The 21,706-nt window shown below is 70.9% G+C and carries 23 protein-coding genes; 9 read left to right on the plus strand and 14 right to left on the minus strand.

Translation table 11 applies throughout. The features are described 5' to 3' along the window. Position 1: 1 nt before the first annotated feature. From IEZ03_RS34980 to IEZ03_RS34995, 4 genes are all read right to left on the minus strand, one after another. Positions 2 to 1,795, minus strand: a complete 1,794-nt coding sequence (locus tag IEZ03_RS34980; protein ID WP_184889906.1) for an SDR family oxidoreductase — start codon at positions 1,793 to 1,795, stop codon at positions 2 to 4. Positions 1,796 to 1,879: 84 nt separating this feature from the next. Then, positions 1,880 to 2,446, minus strand: a complete 567-nt coding sequence (locus tag IEZ03_RS34985; RefSeq protein ID WP_184889908.1) for a GyrI-like domain-containing protein — start codon at positions 2,444 to 2,446, stop codon at positions 1,880 to 1,882. Continuing rightward, positions 2,443 to 3,201, minus strand: coding sequence for a MerR family transcriptional regulator (locus IEZ03_RS34990; RefSeq protein WP_184889910.1), 759 nt, complete (start codon positions 3,199 to 3,201; stop codon positions 2,443 to 2,445). The genes IEZ03_RS34985 and IEZ03_RS34990 overlap by 4 nt, the downstream gene beginning before the upstream one ends. Positions 3,202 to 3,241: 40 nt before the next feature. Then, positions 3,242 to 4,339, minus strand: coding sequence for a CapA family protein (locus IEZ03_RS34995; RefSeq protein WP_184890990.1), 1,098 nt, complete (start codon positions 4,337 to 4,339; stop codon positions 3,242 to 3,244). Positions 4,340 to 4,670: 331 nt separating this feature from the next. Here IEZ03_RS34995 and IEZ03_RS35000 point away from each other — a divergent pair, with 331 nt between their 5' ends. Together IEZ03_RS35000 and IEZ03_RS35005 are read left to right on the plus strand one after the other, a co-directional pair. After that, on the plus strand, positions 4,671 to 5,279 hold the full coding sequence (locus tag IEZ03_RS35000) for a Uma2 family endonuclease (RefSeq protein ID WP_184889912.1): 609 nt from the start codon (positions 4,671 to 4,673) through the stop codon (positions 5,277 to 5,279). A gap of 86 nt (positions 5,280 to 5,365) precedes the next feature. Then, the gene (locus tag IEZ03_RS35005) at positions 5,366 to 5,977 is read left to right on the plus strand and encodes a Uma2 family endonuclease (protein WP_184889914.1); all 612 of its coding nucleotides are present in this window, start codon (positions 5,366 to 5,368) and stop codon (positions 5,975 to 5,977) included. Between the two features lie 8 nt (positions 5,978 to 5,985). Here the strand turns inward: IEZ03_RS35005 and IEZ03_RS35010 are convergent, their stop codons facing one another. Continuing rightward, a complete protein-coding gene (locus IEZ03_RS35010) occupies positions 5,986 to 6,405 on the minus strand; it encodes an NfeD family protein (protein ID WP_184889916.1) in 420 nt (139 codons plus the stop codon). A gap of 152 nt (positions 6,406 to 6,557) precedes the next feature. On the opposite strand from IEZ03_RS35010, the gene IEZ03_RS35015 reads away from it, so the two are divergent. Then, positions 6,558 to 8,777: a molybdopterin oxidoreductase family protein gene (locus IEZ03_RS35015; protein ID WP_184889918.1), complete on the plus strand. Its 2,220-nt coding sequence runs from the start codon at positions 6,558 to 6,560 to the stop codon at positions 8,775 to 8,777. Between the two features lie 101 nt (positions 8,778 to 8,878). Then, positions 8,879 to 9,790, plus strand: coding sequence for a Rieske (2Fe-2S) protein (locus IEZ03_RS35020; protein WP_184889920.1), 912 nt, complete (start codon positions 8,879 to 8,881; stop codon positions 9,788 to 9,790). A 19-nt stretch (positions 9,791 to 9,809) separates the two neighbouring features. Here the strand turns inward: IEZ03_RS35020 and fxsT are convergent, their stop codons facing one another. From fxsT to IEZ03_RS35040, 4 genes are all read right to left on the minus strand, one after another. Next, positions 9,810 to 12,302, minus strand: a complete 2,493-nt coding sequence (gene fxsT / locus IEZ03_RS35025) for an FxSxx-COOH system tetratricopeptide repeat protein (RefSeq protein WP_221480933.1) — start codon at positions 12,300 to 12,302, stop codon at positions 9,810 to 9,812. A gap of 288 nt (positions 12,303 to 12,590) precedes the next feature. After that, positions 12,591 to 13,439 carry a methyltransferase domain-containing protein gene (locus IEZ03_RS35030; RefSeq protein WP_229808776.1) on the minus strand — a complete coding sequence of 283 codons (849 nt, stop codon included), beginning with the start codon at positions 13,437 to 13,439 and terminating at the stop codon, positions 12,591 to 12,593. 159 nt (positions 13,440 to 13,598) lie between these two features. After that, the gene (locus IEZ03_RS35035) at positions 13,599 to 13,895 is read right to left on the minus strand and encodes a hypothetical protein (RefSeq protein ID WP_184889924.1); all 297 of its coding nucleotides are present in this window, start codon (positions 13,893 to 13,895) and stop codon (positions 13,599 to 13,601) included. 98 nt (positions 13,896 to 13,993) lie between these two features. Beyond that, the gene (locus IEZ03_RS35040; RefSeq protein ID WP_184889926.1) at positions 13,994 to 14,440 is read right to left on the minus strand and encodes an ATP-binding protein; all 447 of its coding nucleotides are present in this window, start codon (positions 14,438 to 14,440) and stop codon (positions 13,994 to 13,996) included. Between the two features lie 103 nt (positions 14,441 to 14,543). Between IEZ03_RS35040 and IEZ03_RS35045 the strand changes: the two genes are divergently transcribed. The 3 genes from IEZ03_RS35045 to IEZ03_RS35055 are packed head-to-tail and all read left to right on the plus strand — an operon-like array spanning position 14,544 to position 15,695. Next, positions 14,544 to 15,350, plus strand: coding sequence for a helix-turn-helix domain-containing protein (locus tag IEZ03_RS35045; protein ID WP_184889928.1), 807 nt, complete (start codon positions 14,544 to 14,546; stop codon positions 15,348 to 15,350). Then, entirely contained in the window at positions 15,347 to 15,535 is a 189-nt protein-coding gene (locus IEZ03_RS35050; protein WP_184889930.1) for a DUF397 domain-containing protein, read from the plus strand. The genes IEZ03_RS35045 and IEZ03_RS35050 overlap by 4 nt, the downstream gene beginning before the upstream one ends. A 10-nt stretch (positions 15,536 to 15,545) precedes the next feature. Further along, on the plus strand, positions 15,546 to 15,695 hold the full coding sequence (locus IEZ03_RS35055; protein WP_184889933.1) for a Rieske 2Fe-2S domain-containing protein: 150 nt from the start codon (positions 15,546 to 15,548) through the stop codon (positions 15,693 to 15,695). A gap of 79 nt (positions 15,696 to 15,774) precedes the next feature. Here the strand turns inward: IEZ03_RS35055 and IEZ03_RS35060 are convergent, their stop codons facing one another. The 3 genes from IEZ03_RS35060 to IEZ03_RS35070 form a co-directional block, all read right to left on the minus strand. Further along, a complete protein-coding gene (locus IEZ03_RS35060; RefSeq protein WP_184889935.1) occupies positions 15,775 to 16,419 on the minus strand; it encodes a dihydrofolate reductase family protein in 645 nt (214 codons plus the stop codon). Between the two features lie 91 nt (positions 16,420 to 16,510). Beyond that, positions 16,511 to 18,079: a bifunctional serine/threonine protein kinase/MFS transporter gene (locus tag IEZ03_RS35065; protein WP_229808777.1), complete on the minus strand. Its 1,569-nt coding sequence runs from the start codon at positions 18,077 to 18,079 to the stop codon at positions 16,511 to 16,513. 97 nt (positions 18,080 to 18,176) lie between these two features. Beyond that, positions 18,177 to 18,611, minus strand: a complete 435-nt coding sequence (locus IEZ03_RS35070) for a hypothetical protein (RefSeq protein WP_184889937.1) — start codon at positions 18,609 to 18,611, stop codon at positions 18,177 to 18,179. A 216-nt stretch (positions 18,612 to 18,827) separates the two neighbouring features. On the opposite strand from IEZ03_RS35070, the gene IEZ03_RS38675 reads away from it, so the two are divergent. After that, positions 18,828 to 18,956, plus strand: coding sequence for a hypothetical protein (locus tag IEZ03_RS38675; RefSeq protein ID WP_268248590.1), 129 nt, complete (start codon positions 18,828 to 18,830; stop codon positions 18,954 to 18,956). Positions 18,957 to 19,037: 81 nt separating this feature from the next. Next, positions 19,038 to 20,102: a TauD/TfdA family dioxygenase gene (locus tag IEZ03_RS35075; protein WP_184889939.1), complete on the plus strand. Its 1,065-nt coding sequence runs from the start codon at positions 19,038 to 19,040 to the stop codon at positions 20,100 to 20,102. Positions 20,103 to 20,178: 76 nt separating this feature from the next. Here IEZ03_RS35075 and IEZ03_RS35080 read toward each other — a convergent pair whose 3' ends face one another. Together IEZ03_RS35080 and IEZ03_RS35085 are read right to left on the minus strand one after the other, a co-directional pair. Next, positions 20,179 to 20,781, minus strand: a complete 603-nt coding sequence (locus tag IEZ03_RS35080; RefSeq protein ID WP_184889941.1) for a dihydrofolate reductase family protein — start codon at positions 20,779 to 20,781, stop codon at positions 20,179 to 20,181. Further along, complete coding sequence (locus IEZ03_RS35085; RefSeq protein ID WP_184889943.1) at positions 20,765 to 21,634, minus strand: metalloregulator ArsR/SmtB family transcription factor; 870 nt, start codon at positions 21,632 to 21,634, stop codon at positions 20,765 to 20,767. The genes IEZ03_RS35080 and IEZ03_RS35085 overlap by 17 nt, the downstream gene beginning before the upstream one ends. Between the last annotated feature and the right edge of the window lie 72 nt (positions 21,635 to 21,706).

Raw genomic sequence — 21,706 nt, forward strand, 5'->3', positions numbered from 1 at the left:
GTCAGCCGTGGCGGCGTCCCACGTCCGCCAGGAACCGGTCTCCCGCGCGGCGGCCGATGCGGCCGATCGCCCGGTTCGCGGTCGGCGACACCCGGGAGAGGGCGCGGCCCAGGCGGGCTTCTGCCGCGACGTACACGACCGGTGTGTCCTGCCGGACCGCCCGCAGGACGGCCCGTGCCACCTTCTCCGGCGGGAACCCACGTCGCTCTACCGCGCGTCCCATCCGCTCACGCAGCTCGTTGTCCACGCCTGGGGCCATGCCCACGAAACGGGTCCGGCCGGTGATGGGCGTGTCGATCGCTCCGGGGCAGATGGCGGAGACACCGACGCCGTAGCGGTCCATGTCGAGGCGGAAGCACTCGGTCATCTGGAGCACCGCCGCCTTGGTCGCCCCGTACGCGGGCAGTTCGGGGCTCGGCAGGTACGCGACCATGGACGAGATGGTGACGATGTGGCCGCCTTCGCCGCGCTCCATCATCTGCCGCCCGAACAGGCGGCAGCCCCGGTACATGCCGTCCACGTTGATGGCGCGGATGCGCGCCCAGTCCTCCTCCGGTGTGTCGAGGAGTGAGCCGGCCATGGCGATGCCCGCGTTGTTGACGACGACGTCCGGTACGCCGAACGAGTCACGGACGTAGTCGGCGAACCGTTCCATCGCATCCGCGTCGGCGACATCGACGCTGTACGCGTGGGCTTCGCCACCGGCCGCGGTGATCTCGTCCACGGTGCGCTTGGCCGCGCCCTCATCGATGTCTGCGACGACCACGCTTCCCCCTTCTGCGGCGAAGGCGTGGGCGGTGGCGCGGCCGATACCGCTGCCCGCCCCGGTGACGACGACGAGATCACCGCCGAAGTCCCTGCCCGGCACTCCGGCCGCGCGGGCGCGGGCGAGAGCCTGCGTCTCCGGTCCGCCCTCGATGTGCTCCACGAACTCGGTGACCCAGCGGGCGATGAGGTCCGGGTGGCTGCGGGCCATCCAGTGCCCGGCGGGCGCACGCCGCACGTACAGCCGCGCCACCGGGCCGCGGGCCGACAGCAGCAGCGACCGCGACCCGTACCGGTCCTTGGTCGGGACGATGAGCTGCACGGGCACGTCGGTCCGGCCCTCGTCGGCGGGCCCGGCCCCGCCTCCACGGCGGCGGCCCATGTTCGCCCGGTACAGGCCGAGCCCGTTGCGCGCGTCCGCCGCCAGGGTGGCCGCCGGGTGGCCGGACCGCGGCTCGGCGCCCTCGCGCAGCCCCAGCAGCCGCGGGAACCCCGTGGCCAGGACGCGCGCCGCGGCCTCCCCGACCTTCGGCGCCATCAGCACCGGCATGTAGACGCTCCGCCGCGCCTGCCCGACGACCTCCGCCACCCCGCGCGGCCCGGACCGGACGGCCTCCCGCGCCCAGCGCGCCATGTGCCGCCGGTCCGGGCCGGAGATCGAGGTGAGGGACGCGACGCGGCCCCGCAGCCGGTCCCCGATGACGGCCTCCCAGCCCTGGACCGAGCCCCAGTCATGCCCCACGAGGTGCACGGGCTCCTCGGCACCGACCCCCTCCAGAACAGCCCGGAGGTCGCCCATCAGCGCGTCGAGCCCGTAGTCGAGCGGGTCGGCGGGCGCGGTCGAGGCTCCGGCGCCCCGCACGTCGTAGGCGACGACGCGGAACCGGCCGGCGAGCCGCTCGGCCACCTCGTCCCACATCGCGCTCGTGTCCGGGTAGCCGTGCACGAGGACGACCGTCGGCCGGCGCTCCGCACCGCGCACCCGCACCGCCAGCTCGATCTCGCCCGATTTCACCCGAAGGTCACCCATGACGCCGCCCACCCCGGTCCGTAAGAGCTCGTTCCCCGTGAAACTACGCCCGTCCGGGAGGCCGCCGACAGCGCGCGGTCCCGCCTACCGGACGGGCTGGCGGAGGATCGTGCGCATCTGCGCCGGGTCGGCCTCGCCGGGATCCGACAGGTAGATCTCGTGGTGCAGGCCGTTCCGGACGAGGCCCTCCGCCTCGATGAGCGCGACCATGCGGGCGAGGGACGCGGGCTCCTCCGAGTAGGGCCCGCGGTGAAGCATCTGGACGCACAGCCCATCGGTGAACGTCACGCGCTGGACTCGGCACGCCGCGGGCATCCCCGGCCGCACCTGTTCGACGACCGCGTCCACCGAAGTGATGTCGTCCGGAAGCCGGAGGAACAGGTGCCACCACCACTCGTCGCGCGGCACGTCGAACGGTGAGCGCTCGTCCTCGACCCACCAGCGTCCTTCCAGCGGCACCATCGGCGCACCGAGCGCACCCATGACGGTGTACAGCGCGCCCACGCTCTGGCCGTAGGCCGCGCCTCCCGGCTCACCGCGCCCGGTGACGGCCAGGCCCGACACGGGGCCGTGCTCCACCAGCTCTGGTTCCTCCGCCGCCTCGTACCAGCTCGCCCCCGTCTCCTTCAGGGACGCGTTCACTTCGCTCACTGGGAGTCCTCCACTCGTATCTGCACCCGGGTCTCCAGGCGCTCGGGCGGCGTGGTCGCGGGGTCGCTGAGGTACACCTCGCGGACCGGCCCCGCAGGCGTGTGCCCGTGGTCGCCGAACCACGCGAGCACGCCGTGGACGGTGAGCGGAATCTCCTCGTACGGGCCGACATGGACGGCCGAGGCGAACGCGCCACCGGGCAGGAGGTCGTCGCCGTCCGCCGCCTCGACGGTCACGCGGACGTCGAACTCCTCCTCCATGTCCAGCGGGAACAGCCCGATCAACAGGCTCTCGGGCGACATCCGGGGCAGCAGCCGGGCCACGCACGCCCCCGTCGCGTCGGGGATCGTCGCGGGCGTCGCGGGCTCGCGGGCGGTGAACACCCGCCGCGCCGGTTCCCGGACCAGCGACACCTCGTGCTCCGGCAGCCCCTCGGCGAGCACGCGGTCCAGGAGCCGCAGCCCGCGCTGCCGCCTGGCGACGTCGGCTTCGATGCGGTCCCGCGCCGCCTTCAGCTCGGCGCGCTCGTCCCCGGACAGGACGCGCGCCACGACCGGCAGCGGGACGTCCATCGCCCGCAGCAGGCCGATCATCAGCGCGTCCCGCGCCTGGGCCGGCCGGTAGTACCGGTAGCCGGACGCGGGGTCCGTCCACGCCGGGGCGAGCAGCCCCAGGTCGTCGTAGTGCCGGAGCTGCTTGACGCTGAGCCGGCACAGCCGGGCGAAGCGTCCGATCGGCAGGAGATCCTTGCTCACGGGCACCACCCTGACCTCTCCCCCAGTGGGAGAGTCCAGCTCAGCCGGCGGCCGGGCGCGCGTCGAGCCCGGTGCAGCCCCGCAGGTTGTTCCACCGCTGGACGGCCGACTTCGCCTGGGCGCCCTTCAGCGGGATCGGGATGCCGCCGGAGATCTGGGCCGGGTCCCACTTGTCCTTGGTGACCTTGCCGTTCTCCACCTTCAGGTACAGCACACCGGACTCCGCCGTCTTGCCGTTGGCGGAGTAGAACACGAAGTTCCCCATGCCGTAGTGGACGTACGCGTCGTTCATGTAACCGCCGCCGGCCAGGATGTGCTGGTGGCCGCCGACGAGGATGTCGGCGCCCGCCGCGATGAGCTGCTCGGCGAGTTCCTTCTGCCGCGGCAGCGGGCAGGGCTCCAGCTCCGCACCCCAGTGCAGGTGGACGATGACGACGTCGGAACCCTTGCTGGCCTCCTTCACCGCCTGGACCATCCGCGGGACGTCCTTGGCGGAGGCAAGCCCGCCCTTGGAGTCCGTGGCCGTCCACGCCTGGATCAGGTGGTCGTCCAGTACCTGGGTCGCCCCGACAATGGCCAGCTTGTTGCCCTTAACGGTCACCCGGTAGGGACGGTACGCCTCAGCAGCGTTCTTGCCGATCCCAACGGTCGGGAACCGGGTGCGCTTGATGGCGGCCAGGGAATCGCGTAGGCCGCCCTCCGAGTAGTCCATGCCGTGGTTGTTGGCCATGGACGCGACGTCCACTCCGGCGGCCTTCAGCGCGGTGAGCGCGGTCGCCGGGGCCCGGAACGTGAACTGCTTGCCGGGCGCGGGCGTACCACCCGTCGTGATCGCCGTCTCCAGGTTGACCATCGCGAGGTCGGCCACGCTCAGCTTCTTCGCGATCGGCCCGAGCGCGGTCTTGGGGTTGTTGAGGCGCGGCCGCAGGATGCCCTCGAAGTGCACGTCGCCGCCGAACGCGAGGATGATCGGCTCCTTCGCGGGCGGCGCCGGCTTCGTCCCGCCCGAGGGCGCGCCCGACGTCGCGGACGGCGGCGTGGCGCCCTCCGCCTCGGAGTCGCCCGAACTGCCGCACGCCGCCGCCGTCAGCGCCAGCGTCCCCGCCATGGCCGCGGCCACGGCCGTCCTTCCACGCATGCTCATCGCCTCACCTGCGTCGCCCCGGCCCCCTTGGATCCCCCGGGTCGGACGCCAAGCATGCCATGCACCCCCCGCGCCCTGACAAAGACATGCGTTTCAAAAACTTGAATCGTTCAGGTCCCTGGGGTTAGGTGGAGCCGAGCCCCAGGCCTTCTTCGGAGGGACGGCCCAAGCCTCGGGGCCTCCCTCACCGAGGGCGTGTCTCCACGGAAACACGCCCCGAAGCGGCCGGGCGGCCTCCCCCGCCCGGCCGCTTCCCACCCCACGCCTCCTGACCTTGCGCTATAGGCTCTGGCCAGGTACCGGACCGAGTGCTAGGAGCCCGCACATGCCCCTCCCCGCCTGGGCGACGGACCCCTCGATCCTCTTCATCACCGAAGAAGAGTACGAAGCCCTGCCGTCCGAGGTGTGCAAGACCATCGAGGTCGTCGGCGGCAGGGTCGTCTTCCGCGAGTCCCCGAGCCTGGAACACCAGCATGTTTCGCTCAACCTTGCGGTGGCGTTGAAGGCCGCTCGTCCGCCGAAGCCGTGTATCAGCGTCGTCCAGGACGCAGACATGCGCTATCGGTACTCGAATCCGCACGCAAGTCGACGAAACAAGCGTTTCACCCTGCGGCGGCCTGACATCAGCGTCATGCATTGCGTCGAGCGTGGCGCGAAGCTCTGGTCGGACGACGTCATCACCGCCATCGAGATCACGTCCACCGATGACGAGGTCGACTTCAACGACAAGCGCGCCGAATATGCGGCTCAGCGCATCCCCGCCTACTTGATCGTCATCATGGAGGACGGGCAGATCGTAGCGATCGAAGAACACCGGCTCGACTGGAGTGCCCGGAACTACCAGCTCGTCGCGGTCCACCGCGGAACCCTGGAGACCGAACTCCCGGAGGGCATGAAGGTGAACGTAACGTTCTCCGAGTTGGAGAGCGCCTGACCCCGGCCGCTTCCCCATCCCCACGTCTTCTGACGTGGCGCTATAGGCTCTGGCCAGGTACCGGACCGAGTGCTAGGAGCCCGCACATGCCCCTCCCCGCCTGGGCGACGGACCCCTCAAGCCTCCTCATCACCCGGGAGGAGTACGAGGCCCTGCCGGCAGAGGTCTGCAAGACCATCGAGGTGGTGGACGGCAGCGTCATCTTCTGCGAATCGCCGTCACCCCGGCACCAGCGCGTCCAGCGAAACCTGACCCGGGCTTTGGACAACGCGCGGCCTACCGGCGGCCCCTGCATCGACGTGCTGCCGGACACCGACATGTACTACCTCGAAGATCACGCGGAGCGCGGGAAGAGCCGGTTCACCATGCGCCGGCCCGACATCAGCGTCCTGTACTGCCTCGAAGGAAACGCCAAGCTGACGAGCGCCAATGTCTTCACCGCCGTGGAGATCGCCGGCTCCGACAGCCAGAAGCGCGACTTCCAGGACAAGAAGGCGGAATACGCGGGCGAGCGCATCCCGGTGTACCTCGTCGTCGTCCTCGACGCCGAGGACTTGATCCGGTCCGTGGAGGAGTACCGGCTCGACTGGTCGGGCCGCAGCTACCAGCTTGCGGCCGTTCATTACGACGTACTGGACACCGATCTTCCCGAGGGCATGAAGCTCAAGGTGGCGTTCTCCGAGTTGGAGAGCGTCTGAGCGGGCGGTCAGTGTTCTACTTTCTGGCGGTTGCCCCGGGTTAGTTCGTAGGGGGCTTCTGCGGGGATGACCACGTCGGGGTCGTAGGGGCGGGCCGTCCACTCCTCGCCGCCGATCAGAGCGCGCCCGCCCCGGCGGTTCACCTCGGTGAGGGTGAGCGCCTCGCGGCCGACGAGCGCGGCGGTGCCCGAGCGCAGCGGCGGCGGCCGGGTGATGTGGCGGCGCGCGATGGGGCGGACGACGGCGAGCCCCGCGACGGACCCGATGGCGAACACCGCGACCTGCGCGGCGAAGGGGAGGCCGAGCGCGCCGGCGAGCCCGGCGGCCAGGGCGGCGGCGGCCAGCAGGCCCAGCGCGAACGTGAGCGTGAAGATCTCGGCGATTCCGAGCAGCGCGGCGACGGCCAGCCAGACGACCCACGACTCCATAGCAGCTCCTCACGGCTGCCCGAAAGCCCTTCCCGCCAAGGTAACTCCAAAATCGACATCTCGGCCATGCCCGGTCAGGACATCTCGCGTCATGGCGTCCCCGGGCCGGGACAGGCCATGATGGAAAGGAGCCACTTACGAGGAGTGTCCCGATGGGCGAGCGCATGGCCTTCCGCACCTGTCCCCTCTGCGAAGCCCTGTGCGGCCTCGAACTCACCCTGGACGACGCCGGAACGGTGACACGGGTACGAGGCGACGCGAAGGACCCGTTCAGCCAGGGCTTCATCTGCCCCAAGGGCGCGACGCTGGGCAGCCTCGACGGCGACCCCGACCGGCTGGCCGAGCCGCTCGTCGGGGGCGCCGCGGCCGGCTGGGACGAGGCGTTCGAGACCGTCCGGCGCGAGCTGGCCGCCGTCATCGCGAAGCACGGCCGGGACTCCGTCGCCGTCTACATCGGCAACCCGACCGCGCATTCGCTCGCCGGTCCCCTCTACGCGGGCGCGATCGTCAAGGCCATCCGCACCCGCAACATGTTCTCGGCCAGCACCGCCGACCAGATGCCGAAGCACGTGTCGTGCGGGCACATGTTCGGCGACCCCCTGGCGATCCCCGTGCCGGACCTGGACCGCACCGACCATCTCCTCATGCTCGGCGCCAACCCCCTCGAATCGAACGGCAGCCTGTGCTCGGCGCCGGACTTCCCGGGGCGGCTCAAGGCGATCCGGGCGCGCGGCGGCAAGGTCGTCGTGGTCGACCCCCGCCGCACGCGGACGGCCGCCCTCGCCGACGAGCACCTGTTCATCCGCCCCGGGACGGACGCGTTCCTGCTGATGGCGCTCGTCCACACGCTGTTCGCCGAGGACCTGACGGCGTCCGCGGAGCACCTGGCCGGGCGCGTCAACGGCCTGGACGAACTCCGCGGCCTCGCCGTCGACTTCGCCCCCGAGCGCGTCGCCGAGATCACCGGCGTCCCGGCCGGCACGATCCGCCGCACGGCCCGCGAACTCGCCGCGGCCGGGCGCGCCGCCGTCTACGGACGCATCGGCACCTGCACACAGGCTTACGGGACGCTCAACAGCTGGCTCGTGGACGTCCTCAACGTCCTCACGGGGAATCTCGACCGGCCCGGCGGCGCGATGTTCCCGCGTCCCGCCCACGCGCCCGTGTACCGGCGCAAGAAGCCGTTCACGACCGGGCGGTGGCGCAGCCGCGTCCGCGGACTGCCCGAGGTCAGCGGGGAACTGCCCGTCGCGACCCTTGTCGACGAGATCGAGACGCCCGGCGAAGGCCAGGTCAAGGCGCTGATCACCATCGGCGGCAACCCGGCGCTGTCGGCCCCCAACTCCGACCGGCTCGACCGCGCGCTCGCCGGCCTGGAGTTCATGGTCAGCGTCGACCCCTACCTGAACGAGACGACCCGGCACGCGCACGTCGTCCTGCCGCCGCCGCGCCCCGCGCAGACGCCGCACTACGACCTCGCGCTGGTCGGGCTCGCCGTCCGCAACTACGCGCGCTTCTCCGTGCCGGCGGTGCCGCTGCCGGACGGGCGGCCCAGCGAGGCGGAGATCCTGGCGCGCCTCGCCATGATCGCCTCCGGCACGGACGGCGACCCCGCCGCCCTCGACGAGCTGATCATCAACACGACGCTCACGAAGGCCGCCGCCTCCGCGGGCTCGCCCGTCCACGGCCGCGACCCCGAAGAGCTGCGCAAGATGCTCGACAGCGGCACCCCGACCGAGCAGCGCCTCGACATGATGCTGCGCCTCGGCCCGTACGGCGACGGCTTCGGGGCCGAAGCGTCCGGCCTCACCCTCACCCGGCTGCGCACCGAGCACCCCCACGGCCTCGACCTGGGCGCCCTGGAGCCCCGCCTGGACGAGGTCCTCTGCACCACCTCAGGACGCGTGGAGCTGTGCCCGTCCACGTTCGCCGCCGACGTGGACCGCCTCCACGCGGCCCTGAACGACCCCGCGCCCACCGGAATGCTCCTGATCGGACGCCGCCACCTGCGCTCCAACAACAGCTGGCTGCACAACGTCCCCGAACTGGTGCGCGGCTCCAACACGTGCACGCTCCAGCTCAACCCCGCCGACGCCGAACGCCTCGGCATCTCCACCGGCGATTGCGTCCGCGTCACGTCCCGCACGGGCACCGTCGAGGCCGTCGCCGAACCCACCGACACCGTCATGCCCGGCGTCGTCAGCCTCCCGCACGGCTGGGGCCATGACCGACCCGGTACCCGCACGGAGGTCGCCCACCGCAACGCGGGGGTCAACGTCAACTCCGTCACCGACGACCAGGAGATCGACCCCCTGTCCGGCAACGCCGTGTTCAACGGCGTCCCCGTGACGCTGGAGCCCGTGGCGCGCTGACCCCGTGGTTTAGCCTTATCCGCCATCAGGTAGGAATGACTGGCCACATACGTACGCAGATGACCACTGTCGCGACAGGCGTCTCAGCGCGGAGGAGGGGCATGATTCGCAGGACGAGCCGGCGCATGTCCCGGCCCCAGGGCTCGACACGACTGGCGACCGCCACCGAGAGCCTGGAACGCGCCCGCGGCCTCGACCGCACGATCCGCGCCCTGTCCACGGCCGTCCGCCGGACGCTGCGCACCGGCACGATCAAGGACACCCTGCACGGCGTCCCGATAGGGCACCCCGCGCACCCGCCGCTGACCGACCTGCCCATGGGCATGTGGATGTCCGCCGCCCTCCTGGACCTCGTGCCGGGCACCCGGCGCGCCTCGCAGACCCTCGTCGCCGCGGGGCTGGCCGGCGCCGTCCCGACCGTCCTCACCGGCATCGCCGACTGGTCGGCGATGCACCGCGAGCAGCAGCGCGTCGGCCTGGTCCACGCGGCGAGCATGGCGACCGCGAGCGGCCTGTACTCGGCGTCCTTCGTGGCCCGCTACCAGGGCCGCGACGCCGCCGGCCGCGCCTTCGGCTTCGCCGGCCTCACCGCCCTCCTGGCGGGCGGCTACCTGGGCGGCCACCTGGCCTTCCGCCAGGCCGGCGGCGCCAGCCACGCCGACCAGACCGCCCACCTCGTCAGCCTCGGCTGGCACGACCTGTGCAGCACCGACGACCTCCCGGACGGCTGGCCGGTGCACCGCCGCCTCGGCTACATCAGCCTGTTCGTCCTGCGCACCGGCGACGAGGTCCACGTCCTGACCGACCGCTGCAGCCACCTGGCCGGCCCCCTCCACCAGGGCCGCATCGTCACCGACGACAACGCCGACACCTGCGTGATCTGCCCCTGGCACGGCAGCACCTTCCGCGTCCGCGACGGCGCCGTCGTCCACGGCCCCGCCACGGCCCGCCAGCCGTCCTTCGAGACCCGCGTAACCGACGAGGGAACGGTCCAAGTCCGCCCCCTCGGCTGACCGGTCGGCGAGGCCCTTGTCAGCGGCCTGGACGAGGACGGCGCCGACCGCCCGCTGTGCGAGCACTCCGTGCTCCCGGGATACCGGAGCCGACCATCCGCCGGGCCGCCTCCAGATTCGTCCGCACCCTCTCGGTGCTCGGGTGGTCGGCCCCGAGAACCCGCTCGGAGTCGGCGAGGGCCTGTTGGAAAAGCGGCAGCGCACGCCCCAGGTTGCCGGCTCGGACGTAGGCGTTGGCGAGATTATTGCGGGACACCAACGTGTCCGGATGATCGTCACCCCAGACCCGCTCCCGATCGGCCAAGGTGGACTTGTAGAGCCTCACCGCACGTCCTAGGTCACCGGCCGCCTCGTAGGCGGCGGCGAGATTGTTGCGGGACACCAGGGTGTCGGGGTGGTCGTCGCCCAGCACCCGGCCGCGATCGGTGACGGTGGCCTCGAACAGGGGAATCGCACGCCCCGCATCACCGGCCACCACATAGGCATGAGCGAGATTGTTGCGAGACCCCAGGGTGTCGGGGTGATCGTCGCCCAGCACCCGCTCGCAATCGGCGAGAGCAGCCTCCAACAGCGAGATCGCACGCCCCGCATCACCGGCCACCACATAGGCATGAGCGAGATTGTTGCGAGACGCCAGCGTGTCGGGGTGATCGTCACCCAGGACCCGCCTCCGATCGGCCAAGGTGACCTCGTACAGCCTGACCGCACGCCCCACATCACCGGCCGCCTCGTATGCGGAGGCGAGGTTGTTGCGATAGGTCAGGCTGCGGTGGTGGTCAAGCCCTAGCAGCCGTTCGCAGTCGTCGAGGATCCGGCGGTACAACGGGACCGCACGTCGCAGGTCACCGGCCACTTGGTAGGCGAGAGCGAGGTTGTTGCGGAACATGAGGACGTCGGGATGATCGTTGTCTAGCGTGCGCTCGCAATCCGTGAGGGCGGCCTCGAACAGCGGGATCGCACGTCCCAGATCACCGGCCGCCTGGTAAGCGGAGGCGAGGTTGCTGCGGGACTCCAGGGTGTCGCGGTGGTCACCGCCCAGCATCCGCTCGCGACCGGCCAGGGCACGCCGGAAGTAGGTGATCGCACGGTTCAGTGCACCTTGGCCGAGCAGAAAGCACGCGGTTCCGCTGAGCACTCGCGCCATGGCGATCGTGTCGGTGTCGGGGCCGGTGCGGTCGACCAGGGCGGTGACGTGCGGGGCGAGGATCTGCCAGGTCGGCCACTGTGCCGGATCCTCGACCGTGGTCGGGATGGCCTGGTTGAGCAGGTCGGTGGCCTGGCTGCGGGCTCGGTCGATGTCGTCCGGGCGGCGGTGGGGGTCGCCGTCGTCCTGGACCGGACGCGGGTCGGGAGTGCGGGCGACCGCTTGGACCAGTCGATGGACGGTGACGGTGTCGGCGTCCAGGTTGATCATGTTGTAGGCGGACAGGTCGCCCAGCGCGGTCGCGAGCTCCGCCGCGCCGCCGAGCGGGGCGAGCAGGCCGCGCGGTATGCCCTCGGGCGCCCACCACGCCAGGACGCGCAGCACGTCTCCGGCCAGCGACCCGTCGGCGGCGAGGTGGTCGAGGGTGAGGCGCCAGATCCGGGCGATGGTGCGTTCACCGTCAGCGCCGCGGGCCGCCTGGTCGTACATCACCGCCGGTTCCGCCCGCAGCAGCTCCAGATAGGCGACGGGGGACAGGTGCGTCTGGCGCATGTAGGCGCCCGCCTGCTTGACGGCCAGCGGAAGGTGGCCAAGCTCGGCGCACAGTTCGGCGGCACCGGTCAGGTCGGCGGGACGACCCGTGGTGAGGATGCGGGCCAGCAACTCCTCCGCTTCGGACGCACTGAGCACGTCCAGCTCGATCAACGCCGGGACGAGGTCGTACCACCCCTCCCGCAGCCGACTGGTGATCAGGAACCGGCCTCCCGGAGCGCCGGTCACCAGCTCTGCCACATCGGCGGGGTGAGTGACGTTGTCGAGCACCACCAGCCAGCCGGTGTGCGCGGCCAGCCACCGCCGCGCCCAGTCCGCCCGGTCCTCCAACCCCACCGCCGCCGGCGCGCCGCGGGTCATCTCGGGCACCAGCATCCCAGCGAGGTCGGCCAGCCCCGCGGTGACGCCCGCAGCCGAGTCGGCGGTGATCCACCACGTCAGGTCATGCTCATCGGCGTGCCGATGCGCCCACTGCGCGGCCAGCGCGCTCTTGCCGACACCGCCCAGCCCGTGGACCGCCTGCACGACCGCCCCGCCGGGGGCTTCCAGCGCATCTTCCAGCTCGGCCAGCTTCTCGTCCCGCCCGACGAACGTCGCCGTGTGCAACGGCAGGGCGGGCGGCACCCGAGGCGGCGGATCCACATCTTCGGGACGCGGCAGCGGTGCCGCCCGGTACACATCACCGACATGCGTGGACGAGCCGATGATGTCGCCACCGGCGGCCATCGCCCCGGCACCAGCCGCTTCAATCAGCCCGCCCGGCCGCGCCGCGTCCCGCCCCACCTCACCGGGTGACGAGCCGCCCCCACTGCTCATCACGCCTCCCGCAGCGCCCGCGAAACCCCGTCCCACACCGATTGTTCCGCGCCGCCTGTCCTCCCACGGCCGCTTCGCCGCACCCGGCCACCACCCTCCAGGCCAGAACGCTCAACGCGCAGCGATAAGCCCTCAACCCCATCGGGCCGAGGGCTCACACAGAGCTAGGACGGATCAGATCAGGGTCTTACTCACCACGCATCACACGGCCAGCAAACCTGCGCCAGGCAGCGACCCCGCACACCAAGCGGGAAGCCTCGGGAGCGGCATCCGGCCTGCACCTTCGCGTCACCCAGGGGTGACGGCGAGCGGGTTACCGGGCGAATCCAGCCAGGTGTACTGGCCCTCGGGAGTCACGGTGAGGCCGTACCTGGACAGATCTGCTTTTCCGGCGGCCTGCCAGCGTTCCTCTGCGGCCTGGACGCTCTGGGCGCTCACCTGCTGGGCACGGAGGGGCATGAAGGGTGCGGAACCGACGCATCGTCCCTGCGCCGTCCCCGAATCTTGGACGCGGAGTACCGCGAGAGGCCAGTCCGGATGAACCGTTGGTGCCAGCGGTACGACGATCAGTCCACCAGGCCGAGTCTGACGGACCCATGCGTAGGGGATGGTGTGAGCGGACGCCGTCACGATGATCCGGTCGAACGGCGCACCGGGCGGGAACCCCCCTTCCCCGTCCCTCGTGACCACCTCCACTGGGAGACCCACCGATGTAAGAGCTTTGCGGGCCTGGGAGGCGGCCACAGGATCCAGCTCCGTGCTGACAACGTTCCCCGCGCCGACCAGCTTTGCGAGGACGGCGGCGTTGTAGCCCGTGCCGGTACCGATCTCTAAGACCCGCATGCCGGCCTCCAGCTCCATGACCTCGATGAGGTGGGCCATGATTGACGGAGCGCTGCTGGAACTGGTGGAGATCATTCCCTTGCCCGTCTCCGGGTCGCATATCCCGGCGGGCAGCGACGGATCGGGCTCCACCCGCGTCACGACCGGAGCATCCGCCTCTACCTGCTCCCGCCACCGGTCCGGATCGTCGGCGCGACGCAACGACACCAGCCATCCCGCCTCGTCCCGCACGAAGATCTCCTCCGGGATGAACGGTGCCCTGGGCACGGACGCGATGGCGTCGTGGACGTTCACTGCTTTCCTGTCCCGTTGCACATGGCACACCGCCTCCACACCCTGTTTCCGTCGTCGGATACCCAGCTGCCACCGTTACCGCTGCAGGATGAGCAGTCCACTTCCTTCTTATGCTTCCCCATCGCGCCTTTCCCTTTCTATTGATCATCGGAGTCGCGGTCACCATGTGCCAGGGAACAGCCGCTGCTTGAGAAAACGGTCTACACGTTCCGCCGCGGCTTTTGCATCACCGCAGGGGGCCAGGAAGCCGTACCGGCCCCACCGGGCGTCGTGGTAGCCCCACGCGCCTCCGGACGTCGCCAGGACGCTCACCAATGCTCCGGCGTCGTCCGTCACGCCGCTGGCGTACACCCACAACAGGGGGACCGGAACCGCGAATTCTCCACTTCCATAAAGCCGGACATATCGCCAGCCGCGCGCTTTGAGTGCGACGGCCAGCAGATCCAGATGCCGCACCGCGACATCGTGCCCACAACGCGTCCGCCACCGAAGCACCGGCCGCCACCGGCCCACGGCCTGACACAGCCCGCGAACCATCTGCCTCTTCTCACGGCTCACGCGCCGACCCTCGCCCACACCCATTTCCCGCATGGCTCCGTCGTTGTGACACCGCACTCCAACGACAACGCCTCTACGATCGGCAGGCCCCGCCCACCCAGGCCGTCGCCATGGCCCGGGTCGAGCGACATGGCGTCTGGAGCGAGGTCACCCGCCATCACCTCCAGCCCACGCTTGCGGACCGGCCGTGCATCCGAGCGGTCCCATACCGACAGCAGCACCGCGTTCAGTTCCCGCGTGAGCGTTACCCGGACCTTTCCGTCTGGGACGTGCAAGACCGCGTTGGTGACAAGCTCACTGGCGATCAACGAGACATCGTCGGTGAGCTTGGACAATCCCCAGTCGGCCAGCCGCAGTTCGACGAGCATCCGCACCTCCCCCACGGCGGTCTTGGCCGCAAGGAAGGTCACGTCAAGGGCGCCCTGTGCGCTGGGTGTCGCCATCTTTGCCGCCTCCGCTACGATCTTTTTGCTCTCCGCACAGGCTCACACACTCACTGTTACCTTTGCTTTGTCTCGGGAGCGCTTCGAGAGTCACGGAGGAGTCATGGCCAGCACCGCTGAGTCGATCAACCCGATGGACGGACTCTGGTCACTTCTGGCCTACATGCTGCGGAAACTCCGTCAGCAGCACCGCCAGTCCCAAGCCGATGTCGGACGGCTCGTAGCGGCCGACCACAAGACGGTCTCGAATTGGGAGGCCGGGAGGAACCACCCACCCGTCGAAGCACTCCGGGTCCTCGACCTTGAGTGGAAGACAGGCGGACTCCTGGAAGCCCTCCGCCACTACGCCAAGACCATGCAGGCCCCGGCGCAGTTCCTCGCGTTCGTCGAGTACGAGTCACTGGCCGACGTGATCCGCATCAACGGAGTGGCGTTCCTGCCGGGCCTCCTCCAGACACCCGAGTACGCCCGTGAGGCATTCACCCTCGCGGGCGAATCAGAGGTGGACGACCACGTCAGACGCCGGATGGAGAGGCAAGTGGTACTCACCCGAAAGGGGCCGCCCTATGTCTCGATACTGCTCTCGGAACTCGCCCTGACAGTCATCCCGCCCCACATACTGCCGGGCCAGCTCGACAGGATCGCGGAGGTGGCAGACCTCCCGAACGTAACCCTCCGCCTGGTACCCGCAGCAGTCGGACTCCAGGTCGGTCTAGCGGGAGATTTCTACCTCTTCACCACATCGGCACGCGAAGTCGGATTCATCGAAACCCCGGCTCGCGGAAGGCTCGTGACTGAGATCGAGGACCTGCGTAGGCTGAATGTCGCGTTTGACCGAACCAGCGGGCGCGCACTCACTCCTGAGGCCACCCGCGCCAGACTCCAAGAGATGATCGAGGCTCACCAGTGATCCAGTGGAGAAAGTCCCGGTACAGCGCCAATTCTGGCCAGGCGGACTGCGTCGAGGTGGCGCGCCTGGCCCGCGAGTTCGGCATCCGGGACTCCAAAGCCCCCGAGGTGGGCCACCTCACCCTGACCTCCACGGCCTTCGCCGAACTCGTCGCGAGCGTGAAGCGGAACGACCTGGACCGCTGACCCTCACGCGATGGACCCCAGCTATTGGTCCGGTGCCCTTCACCAGGGCCGCATCGTCACCGACGACGACGCCGACACCCGCGTGATCTGCCCCTTGCACGCCAGCACCTTCCGCGTCAGCGGTGGCGCGGTCGTCCACGGCCCCGCCACCGCCCGCTAACCGTCCTTCGAAATCCGCATGACCGCATCGGGGACGGCCTGAGACCACCCCTTCGGTTGACGCCAGTCGTCCGGCGGATTTAGTCCTGGGTGCCGACACCCCTATCGGGGGCGCTCATGTCGCCCGTGCCGGGGGTGCCTTCGGCGAGGGCGTAGCGCAGGTAGACGGTGCCGGTTGGGCTGGCGACCGGGGGTTCGAGGAGGGTGAGGTTCGCGGGGACCGCGCCCTCGTCGAACACCTTCTTCCCTACGCCGAGGACGATCGGGTGCACCCAGAGGTCTAGGCGGTCGAAGAGCTTCTCGCGCAGGAGGGTCTGCACCAGGTTCAGGCTTCCGACGACCTTGATGTTCTCGTGCCGCTCACGGATCTCGTCCACTGCGGCGGCCAGATCCGGGCCTAGCTGCGTTGAGTCGGCCCACGGGAGGTCGGGCTTTCCACGGGAGGCCACGTACTTCGGGATGCCGTTGAAGAGCGCGGCGATCTCGCCGTCCTCGCCGCCTTTCTGGTGCGGCCAGTAGGCGGCGAAGATGTCGTACGTCCGCCGGCCGAGCAGCAGGGCGTCCGTGCCCTGGTACGCGGCGCCGACCTGCCCTCCGGAGACCTCGTCCAGCAGGGGCGCCTGCCAGCCGCCGAACGGGAACCCCTCCGGGTCCTCGTCGGGTCCGCCGGGCGCCTGCCCGACGAGGTCGAGGGTCGCGAACATCTCGATATGGATGAGGCCCATGTCATCTCCTGAGAATCGGTTGCTCCAGTCAGGAGGTTGACCAGGGGGGACCGCCGTATTCATCGCCGCGCGGCGGCGGTTTCCCGTCCGGCTACCGCGGGGGCGGCGGATGGTGCTGGGCGTTGCCCGTCTGGAGCGTGGCCGTGAGGCCGCCGAGGACGGACGCGAGCAGCGCCAGCAGGGTCGGCGGCAACGCCGCCACGAAGACCAGCCGCCACCCGAACGGCGCCGCCAGTACCGGGCCCGCGAGGAAGCCGAGGAGAACGGCGAGCACACCGGCTCCGATCATCGCCGCGACCGCCCCTCCCCGCAGATGACCGACCCGCAGCGCGAGCAGCGCGGCGAGCGCGCCCGCGCCCAGCCCGGACACGACCCGGCCGACCATCAGCAGCATGTAGGACGGCGTCAGGAAGATCAGGATCACTCCGATGAGGATCAGGCCGAGGGCTGCCCCCGCCGCCCCGTTCGGGAACCGGCGGCCGAACTTCGCCCCGAGCGGCGCGGCCAGCGCCGCGGGCAGGAGATAGCCGAACAGGTCGGACAGGATCGGAAATCCGGTCCCGTGGCCCAGGATCCCCCGGTAATCGCCCATGGCGACCAGCCCGAAGGGCGCGGTCAGGAGGTACAGGGCCACGAAGGCGCCCAGCGCCGGTCCGATCGCCTCCACCCCGGCGGTCGGCCGCGATGGCACCGGCCCCTGGCGCTGCGGCGGAGCGGGCATGGGCGGAGGTTGGGCGGCGAACTGGTGCGGGGCGGCGGCCGGTGGCGCGGGCGGGGCCGCCGCTGGAGGTGCGGATGGAGCTGCCGCCGGTGGCGCGGGCGGGGCGGCGTGGCTCTTGACCATGTGGTCGATGACGTCGCGGGGGGTGGGGCGCTGTGCGGGGTCCTTGTTCAGCGCGGCGGCGACCACCTCGCGCAGCGGGCCGGTCAGGGCGCCGAGGTCCGGCTCGTGGTGGACGATCCGGTTCATGACGGCCGCGACGGTGTCGCCCCCGAACGGCGGGCGGCCCGTGGCGGCGTAGATGATCGTGCCAGCCCAGGCGAACATGTCGCCGGCCGGGCCGGTCTCCTCGCCGTTGATCTGCTCCGGCGCCATGAACGCGGGCGTGCCGACGAGCTGGCTGGTGAGGGTCGAGGTGGCGTCGAGGACCCGGGCGATACCGAAGTCGATCACCCGGGGGCCGTCCGGGGCGAGCAGCACGTTGCCGGGCTTGAAGTCCCGGTGCACGATGCCCGCTTCGTGGACGGCGGCCAGCGCGGTCGCGGTCACGATCGCGAGCCGGTCGAGGGCCGTTCCGGTGAGCGGGCCCTCGTCGCGCACCCGGTCGTGCAGCGAGGGGCCGTCGACGTACTCGCTGACCACGTACGGGGTCTCGCCGTGCAGGTCGGCGGTGACCACCCGCGCGGTGCAGAAGGGCGCCACGCGTTCGGCGGCCGCCACCTCCCGCACGAACCGCTGGTGCGCCTTGCCGTCGCGGCCGAGCCGTGTCCGCAGCAGCTTGATCGCCACGTGCTCGCCGTCCGGGCCGCGCCCGAGATAGACGACGCCCTGGCCGCCCTCCCCGAGACGTCCGGCCACCTCGTAGTGGCCCAGTCGCGATGGATCTCCCGGCTGGAGAGCCGTGACGTCCGGCATCGACGTCCCTTCCGCGGCGGTCATCGTGCAGACCGTAGATCTCGGTCGCGCCCACTTTGCCACACGCGAAACGGGCAAGTTGATCATATGGAGAGGGCGGCCGAGCGCCGCTTCGGCGGCGCTAGCGGGGGGCGGTGCCGTTCAGGATCTCTCTGCGGGCGGCGGTGTCGGGGCTGAGCTGGGCGGAGTAGGGCGCGGTGCCGCGGTCGGCTATCCGGGCCGACGTGATGGTCAGGTCGTAATGCGCCCACACCATGGCGGCGTCGGCCAAGCGGCGGGCCGTGGCGCGGATGAGGTGGACGTCCGGTGAGCCGGTGACGATCAGCAGGACGGGCTCACCGCGATCGAGGTCGTCCACGGTGGGGTCGTCAGGCCATATCGCGACGCGCAGGCACCGGTCCTCGATCACCCGCAGCTCGCCCCAGTCCGGGACGCAGACCCAGGGCAGGCCGTCCGCGGCGCAGGTGACCATGACGATGGGGCGCTGCCGCGCCTGGGAGCTCCTGATCGCGTCGATGGAGGTTGCGAGGACGTCGGGTGATGCTGTCGTCGGCACGTCCGCCGCACGTCGAAGGTTCGGCCGGCGTCGTTCGGGTGAGGACCATTCCTGTACCCACTTGAACATATGTTCGATTGTAGTGGATGCAGGTGCCCTCGGCCCAGTCTCCGGAGCCGCAACTCACGACGGGAATACGAGATGCCATCTCGGTTGACGGGATGTGCGAGGTTGGCCTACGGTTTGCGGGAGATCCTCCACAGTCGGGAGCACGCCATGAGCCGAGTCGCCTCACGGGGCCTTGGGTCGGCTGTGCGCGCCTACTCCGAGCCGCTGCGCGTGCGTCCGCCGCGCACCGGCATGCGCCCCGGCACCGCCGCGGGCATCGTGCAGACGCCCTTCTAATCCGCGACGTCCGCCGCCCTGTCTCTCCGGGCCGCGGCGTCCCGTCCGCGGTCCTGCCCTCCTTCTGAAGTGCGAGGCATCATGTCCACGACCATTGACCTGTCCCCGATCTCCGGTCCGTCCGCCTGGCGCGGCGACGAGCTGGCCGGCTCCACCGAGTGGATCTACCACCTGTCCGACGCCGAGCGGGACGAGCTGGAGGCCGTCGGCCGGCGCTTCGTCGCCGACGACCCCGACCTGCGCACCGTCACGGCCGCCGACTACCCGCTGGACGCCGCCGCCGGCCTCATCGAGGAGTGCGCCCAGCAGATGGACTCGGGCCGCGGGTTCATCCTCGTCCGCGGGCTCCGCACGGAGGAGTACGGCGACGCGGTCGCCGGGGCGATCTTCTACCTGATGGGCCTGCACCTCGGCGCGCCCATGCCGCAGAACCAGTACGGCGACGTCCTCGACCACGTCATCGCCACCTCGAACAAGACCATGGACGACCCGACCGCGCTGCCGTCGCGGGTCCGGGACCGGCTGCCGTTCCACTCCGACAGCTCCGACGTCGTCGCCCTGATGTGCCTGCGCGGCGCCCGCGAGGGCGGCGCGAGCAGCCTGGTCAGCGGCACCACGATCTACAACGAGATCCTGCGCCGCCGCCCGGACCTCGCGCCGCTGCTGTTCGAGCCCTGGCACTGGGACTGGCGCCGGCAGGACCCCGACGCCCCGGCCGACACCTACGAGTCGCCGATCTGCAGCTACGTGGACGGCATCTTCAGCACCTACGCCGGGGCCCAGATGATCTTCACGGCGCAGGAGTACCCGGAGGTGCCGCGGCTGACCGAGGCGCAGATCGAGCTGCTGCACATTTTCGACGAGATCGCGCAGGAGCCCGGCCTCCCGCTGGACATGGACTTCCAGCCCGGCGACGTCCAGTGGCTCCTGAACTACGCGGCGCTCCACTCGCGCACCGAGTACGTCGACTACCCCGAGCCCGAGCGGCGCCGCCACCTGCTGCGGCTCTGGCTGCGCCGCGACGTCGGCCGCCCGCTCGTGCCCGGCTTCGGCAAGAGCGTCATCGAGAACGCCGGCGAGCCGCTGCCCGGCGGCCGCTTCAAGATCGCGGACGCGGTCGTCCCCAACGAGTCCTGGGGCCTCTGACCGGCCGCCCCCTGAGCCCGTGGCCCCGTTCCAAGAGCGGTGTGAACGGGGCCACGACCTCCCGGCCGGGGCGGGATCAGCGGGCCCGGTCGTAGACGAGGGCCATCTCGCCCAGCTTGCCGGTCTCCTGGAAGGACAGCGTCCACCGCGTGGCGGGCAGGCCGTCCTCGAAGAGGCGCTGCCCGCCGCCCGCGATCTCCGGGAAGATCATCAGGTACAGCCGGTCGATCATGTCCGCCGCCAGCAGCGGCCGGATGATGCTGGCACTGGTGTTGACGAGGATCTCGCCCTTCCCGGTGCCCTTCAGCTCGGCGACGACCTCCGCGGCGGGCGCGTTCACCAGGCGGGTGCGCTCCCAGGGCGCCTCGGTCAGGGTGGTCGAGAAGACCACCTTCTCCGTCGAGGTCAGCCACTGCGCGTACCCGCGGTCGCGCGGGTCGGCGTCGTCGTCCGCGGCGAGCGGGCCCCAGTACCCCATGAACCCCTCGGCGTTGCCCCGGCCGAGGACCGCCGTCGTCGCGTCCTTGTGCAGCCGCCTCATGTGGTCCCTGGCGACCTCAGTGCTCACGTACGGGACGAACGCCCCGAAGTCGCCCGGCCCGCCGGCGCCGTGGATGCGCCCGTCGAGGCTGAGGCTCATGTTGGCGGTCACCCTGCGGCCGTCAGTCGTCTCGCTCATCTCGTTCTCCTTGTGTGGTTGAAGTGCTAGCGCCGGGCGCTTCCGCGGCGATCGCGGCCACGAGCCGGTCGAGGCTCTGCCCGAAGCCGATCTCGATGCCCGCGACGAAGTCCGCGGAATCGACCGTGCTGTCGGTGATCCGGTAATGGACGTGCAGCTCGGTGCCGTCCCCGTCCGGCCGGAGGCCGATGTCGACGCGGGAGGTGAAGGCGGGACCGCCCGCGGGGAGGAGGGGGCTGAGCCGGTAGGCCAGGCGCTCGGCGGGGCGGACGTCCTCGACGACCCCCTCCGCGCGGCCCGCGACCGGATCGGAGCCGTCGACGTCCTCGGCGTCGCGGTACTCCTGGACGATCCGCCCGCCCGGCCGCGCCTCGAAGACGAGCTCGGAGACGCGCAGGTCGTCGGGCGTCCACCACCGGGCCAGCAGCCCGGCATCGGTCAGGTGGCGCCACACCTGCGCGGGGCGCCCCGCCAGTGACCGGGAGAACCGGAAGGCGCGGTCGTCGGCCCACCCCGGCCGCTGCGCGGCGAGCCGCTCCGCACCGAGGCTGAGCCCGTACCGGTCGAAGGTCTCGCGGGAGCCGCCGGCCTCGTCGGCGGTGTCGGCGAGCCGCCCGAGCTCGGCCGCGAGCTCCCGCAGCGGGCCCGGCCGCAACGCGTAGATGCGGCGCTGGCCGGTGCGCTGGGACGTCACCACGCCGGCCCGCTCCAGCGTCTGCAGGTGCTTGGTCGTCTGCGGCTGGCGCGCCCCGGCCAGCCGCGCGAGGACCCCGACCGAGCGCGGGCGCTCGGCCAGCAGGCACACGAGGCGCCAGCGGGCGGGATCGGCCAGTGCGGCCAGGAGGTCGTCCATGTGGCGAAGTATTCTCGTCAACGAATATTCGTGTCAAGGAATAATTAGAGACGTCCGCAGGCCCGATGATGC

This window comes from Actinomadura livida, from assembly GCF_014648675.1.
Classification (GTDB): Bacteria; Actinomycetota; Actinomycetes; order Streptosporangiales; family Streptosporangiaceae; genus Spirillospora; species Spirillospora livida.

Excerpts from the sequence above, each read along its gene's own strand:
- IEZ03_RS34980 (WP_184889906.1), bottom strand. The coding sequence starts at position 1,795 with ATGGGTGACCTTCGGGTGAAATCGGGCGAGATCGAGCTGGCGGTGCGG.
- IEZ03_RS34995 (WP_184890990.1), bottom strand. The coding sequence starts at position 4,339 with ATGCGTGGAAGGACGGCCGTGGCCGCGGCCATGGCGGGGACGCTGGCG.
- IEZ03_RS35000 (WP_184889912.1), top strand. The coding sequence starts at position 4,671 with ATGCCCCTCCCCGCCTGGGCGACGGACCCCTCGATCCTCTTCATCACC.
- IEZ03_RS35005 (WP_184889914.1), top strand. The coding sequence starts at position 5,366 with ATGCCCCTCCCCGCCTGGGCGACGGACCCCTCAAGCCTCCTCATCACC.
- IEZ03_RS35010 (WP_184889916.1), bottom strand. The coding sequence starts at position 6,405 with ATGGAGTCGTGGGTCGTCTGGCTGGCCGTCGCCGCGCTGCTCGGAATC.
- IEZ03_RS35015 (WP_184889918.1), top strand. The coding sequence starts at position 6,558 with ATGGGCGAGCGCATGGCCTTCCGCACCTGTCCCCTCTGCGAAGCCCTG.
- IEZ03_RS35020 (WP_184889920.1), top strand. The coding sequence starts at position 8,879 with ATGATTCGCAGGACGAGCCGGCGCATGTCCCGGCCCCAGGGCTCGACA.
- fxsT (WP_221480933.1), bottom strand. The coding sequence starts at position 12,302 with ATGAGCAGTGGGGGCGGCTCGTCACCCGGTGAGGTGGGGCGGGACGCG.
- IEZ03_RS35040 (WP_184889926.1), bottom strand. The coding sequence starts at position 14,440 with ATGGCGACACCCAGCGCACAGGGCGCCCTTGACGTGACCTTCCTTGCG.
- IEZ03_RS35045 (WP_184889928.1), top strand. The coding sequence starts at position 14,544 with ATGGCCAGCACCGCTGAGTCGATCAACCCGATGGACGGACTCTGGTCA.
- IEZ03_RS35055 (WP_184889933.1), top strand. The coding sequence starts at position 15,546 with ATGGACCCCAGCTATTGGTCCGGTGCCCTTCACCAGGGCCGCATCGTC.
- IEZ03_RS35060 (WP_184889935.1), bottom strand. The coding sequence starts at position 16,419 with ATGGGCCTCATCCATATCGAGATGTTCGCGACCCTCGACCTCGTCGGG.
- IEZ03_RS35065 (WP_229808777.1), bottom strand. The coding sequence starts at position 18,079 with ATGACCGCCGCGGAAGGGACGTCGATGCCGGACGTCACGGCTCTCCAG.
- IEZ03_RS38675 (WP_268248590.1), top strand. The coding sequence starts at position 18,828 with ATGAGCCGAGTCGCCTCACGGGGCCTTGGGTCGGCTGTGCGCGCCTAC.
- IEZ03_RS35075 (WP_184889939.1), top strand. The coding sequence starts at position 19,038 with ATGTCCACGACCATTGACCTGTCCCCGATCTCCGGTCCGTCCGCCTGG.
- IEZ03_RS35080 (WP_184889941.1), bottom strand. The coding sequence starts at position 20,781 with ATGAGCGAGACGACTGACGGCCGCAGGGTGACCGCCAACATGAGCCTC.
- IEZ03_RS35085 (WP_184889943.1), bottom strand. The coding sequence starts at position 21,634 with ATGGACGACCTCCTGGCCGCACTGGCCGATCCCGCCCGCTGGCGCCTC.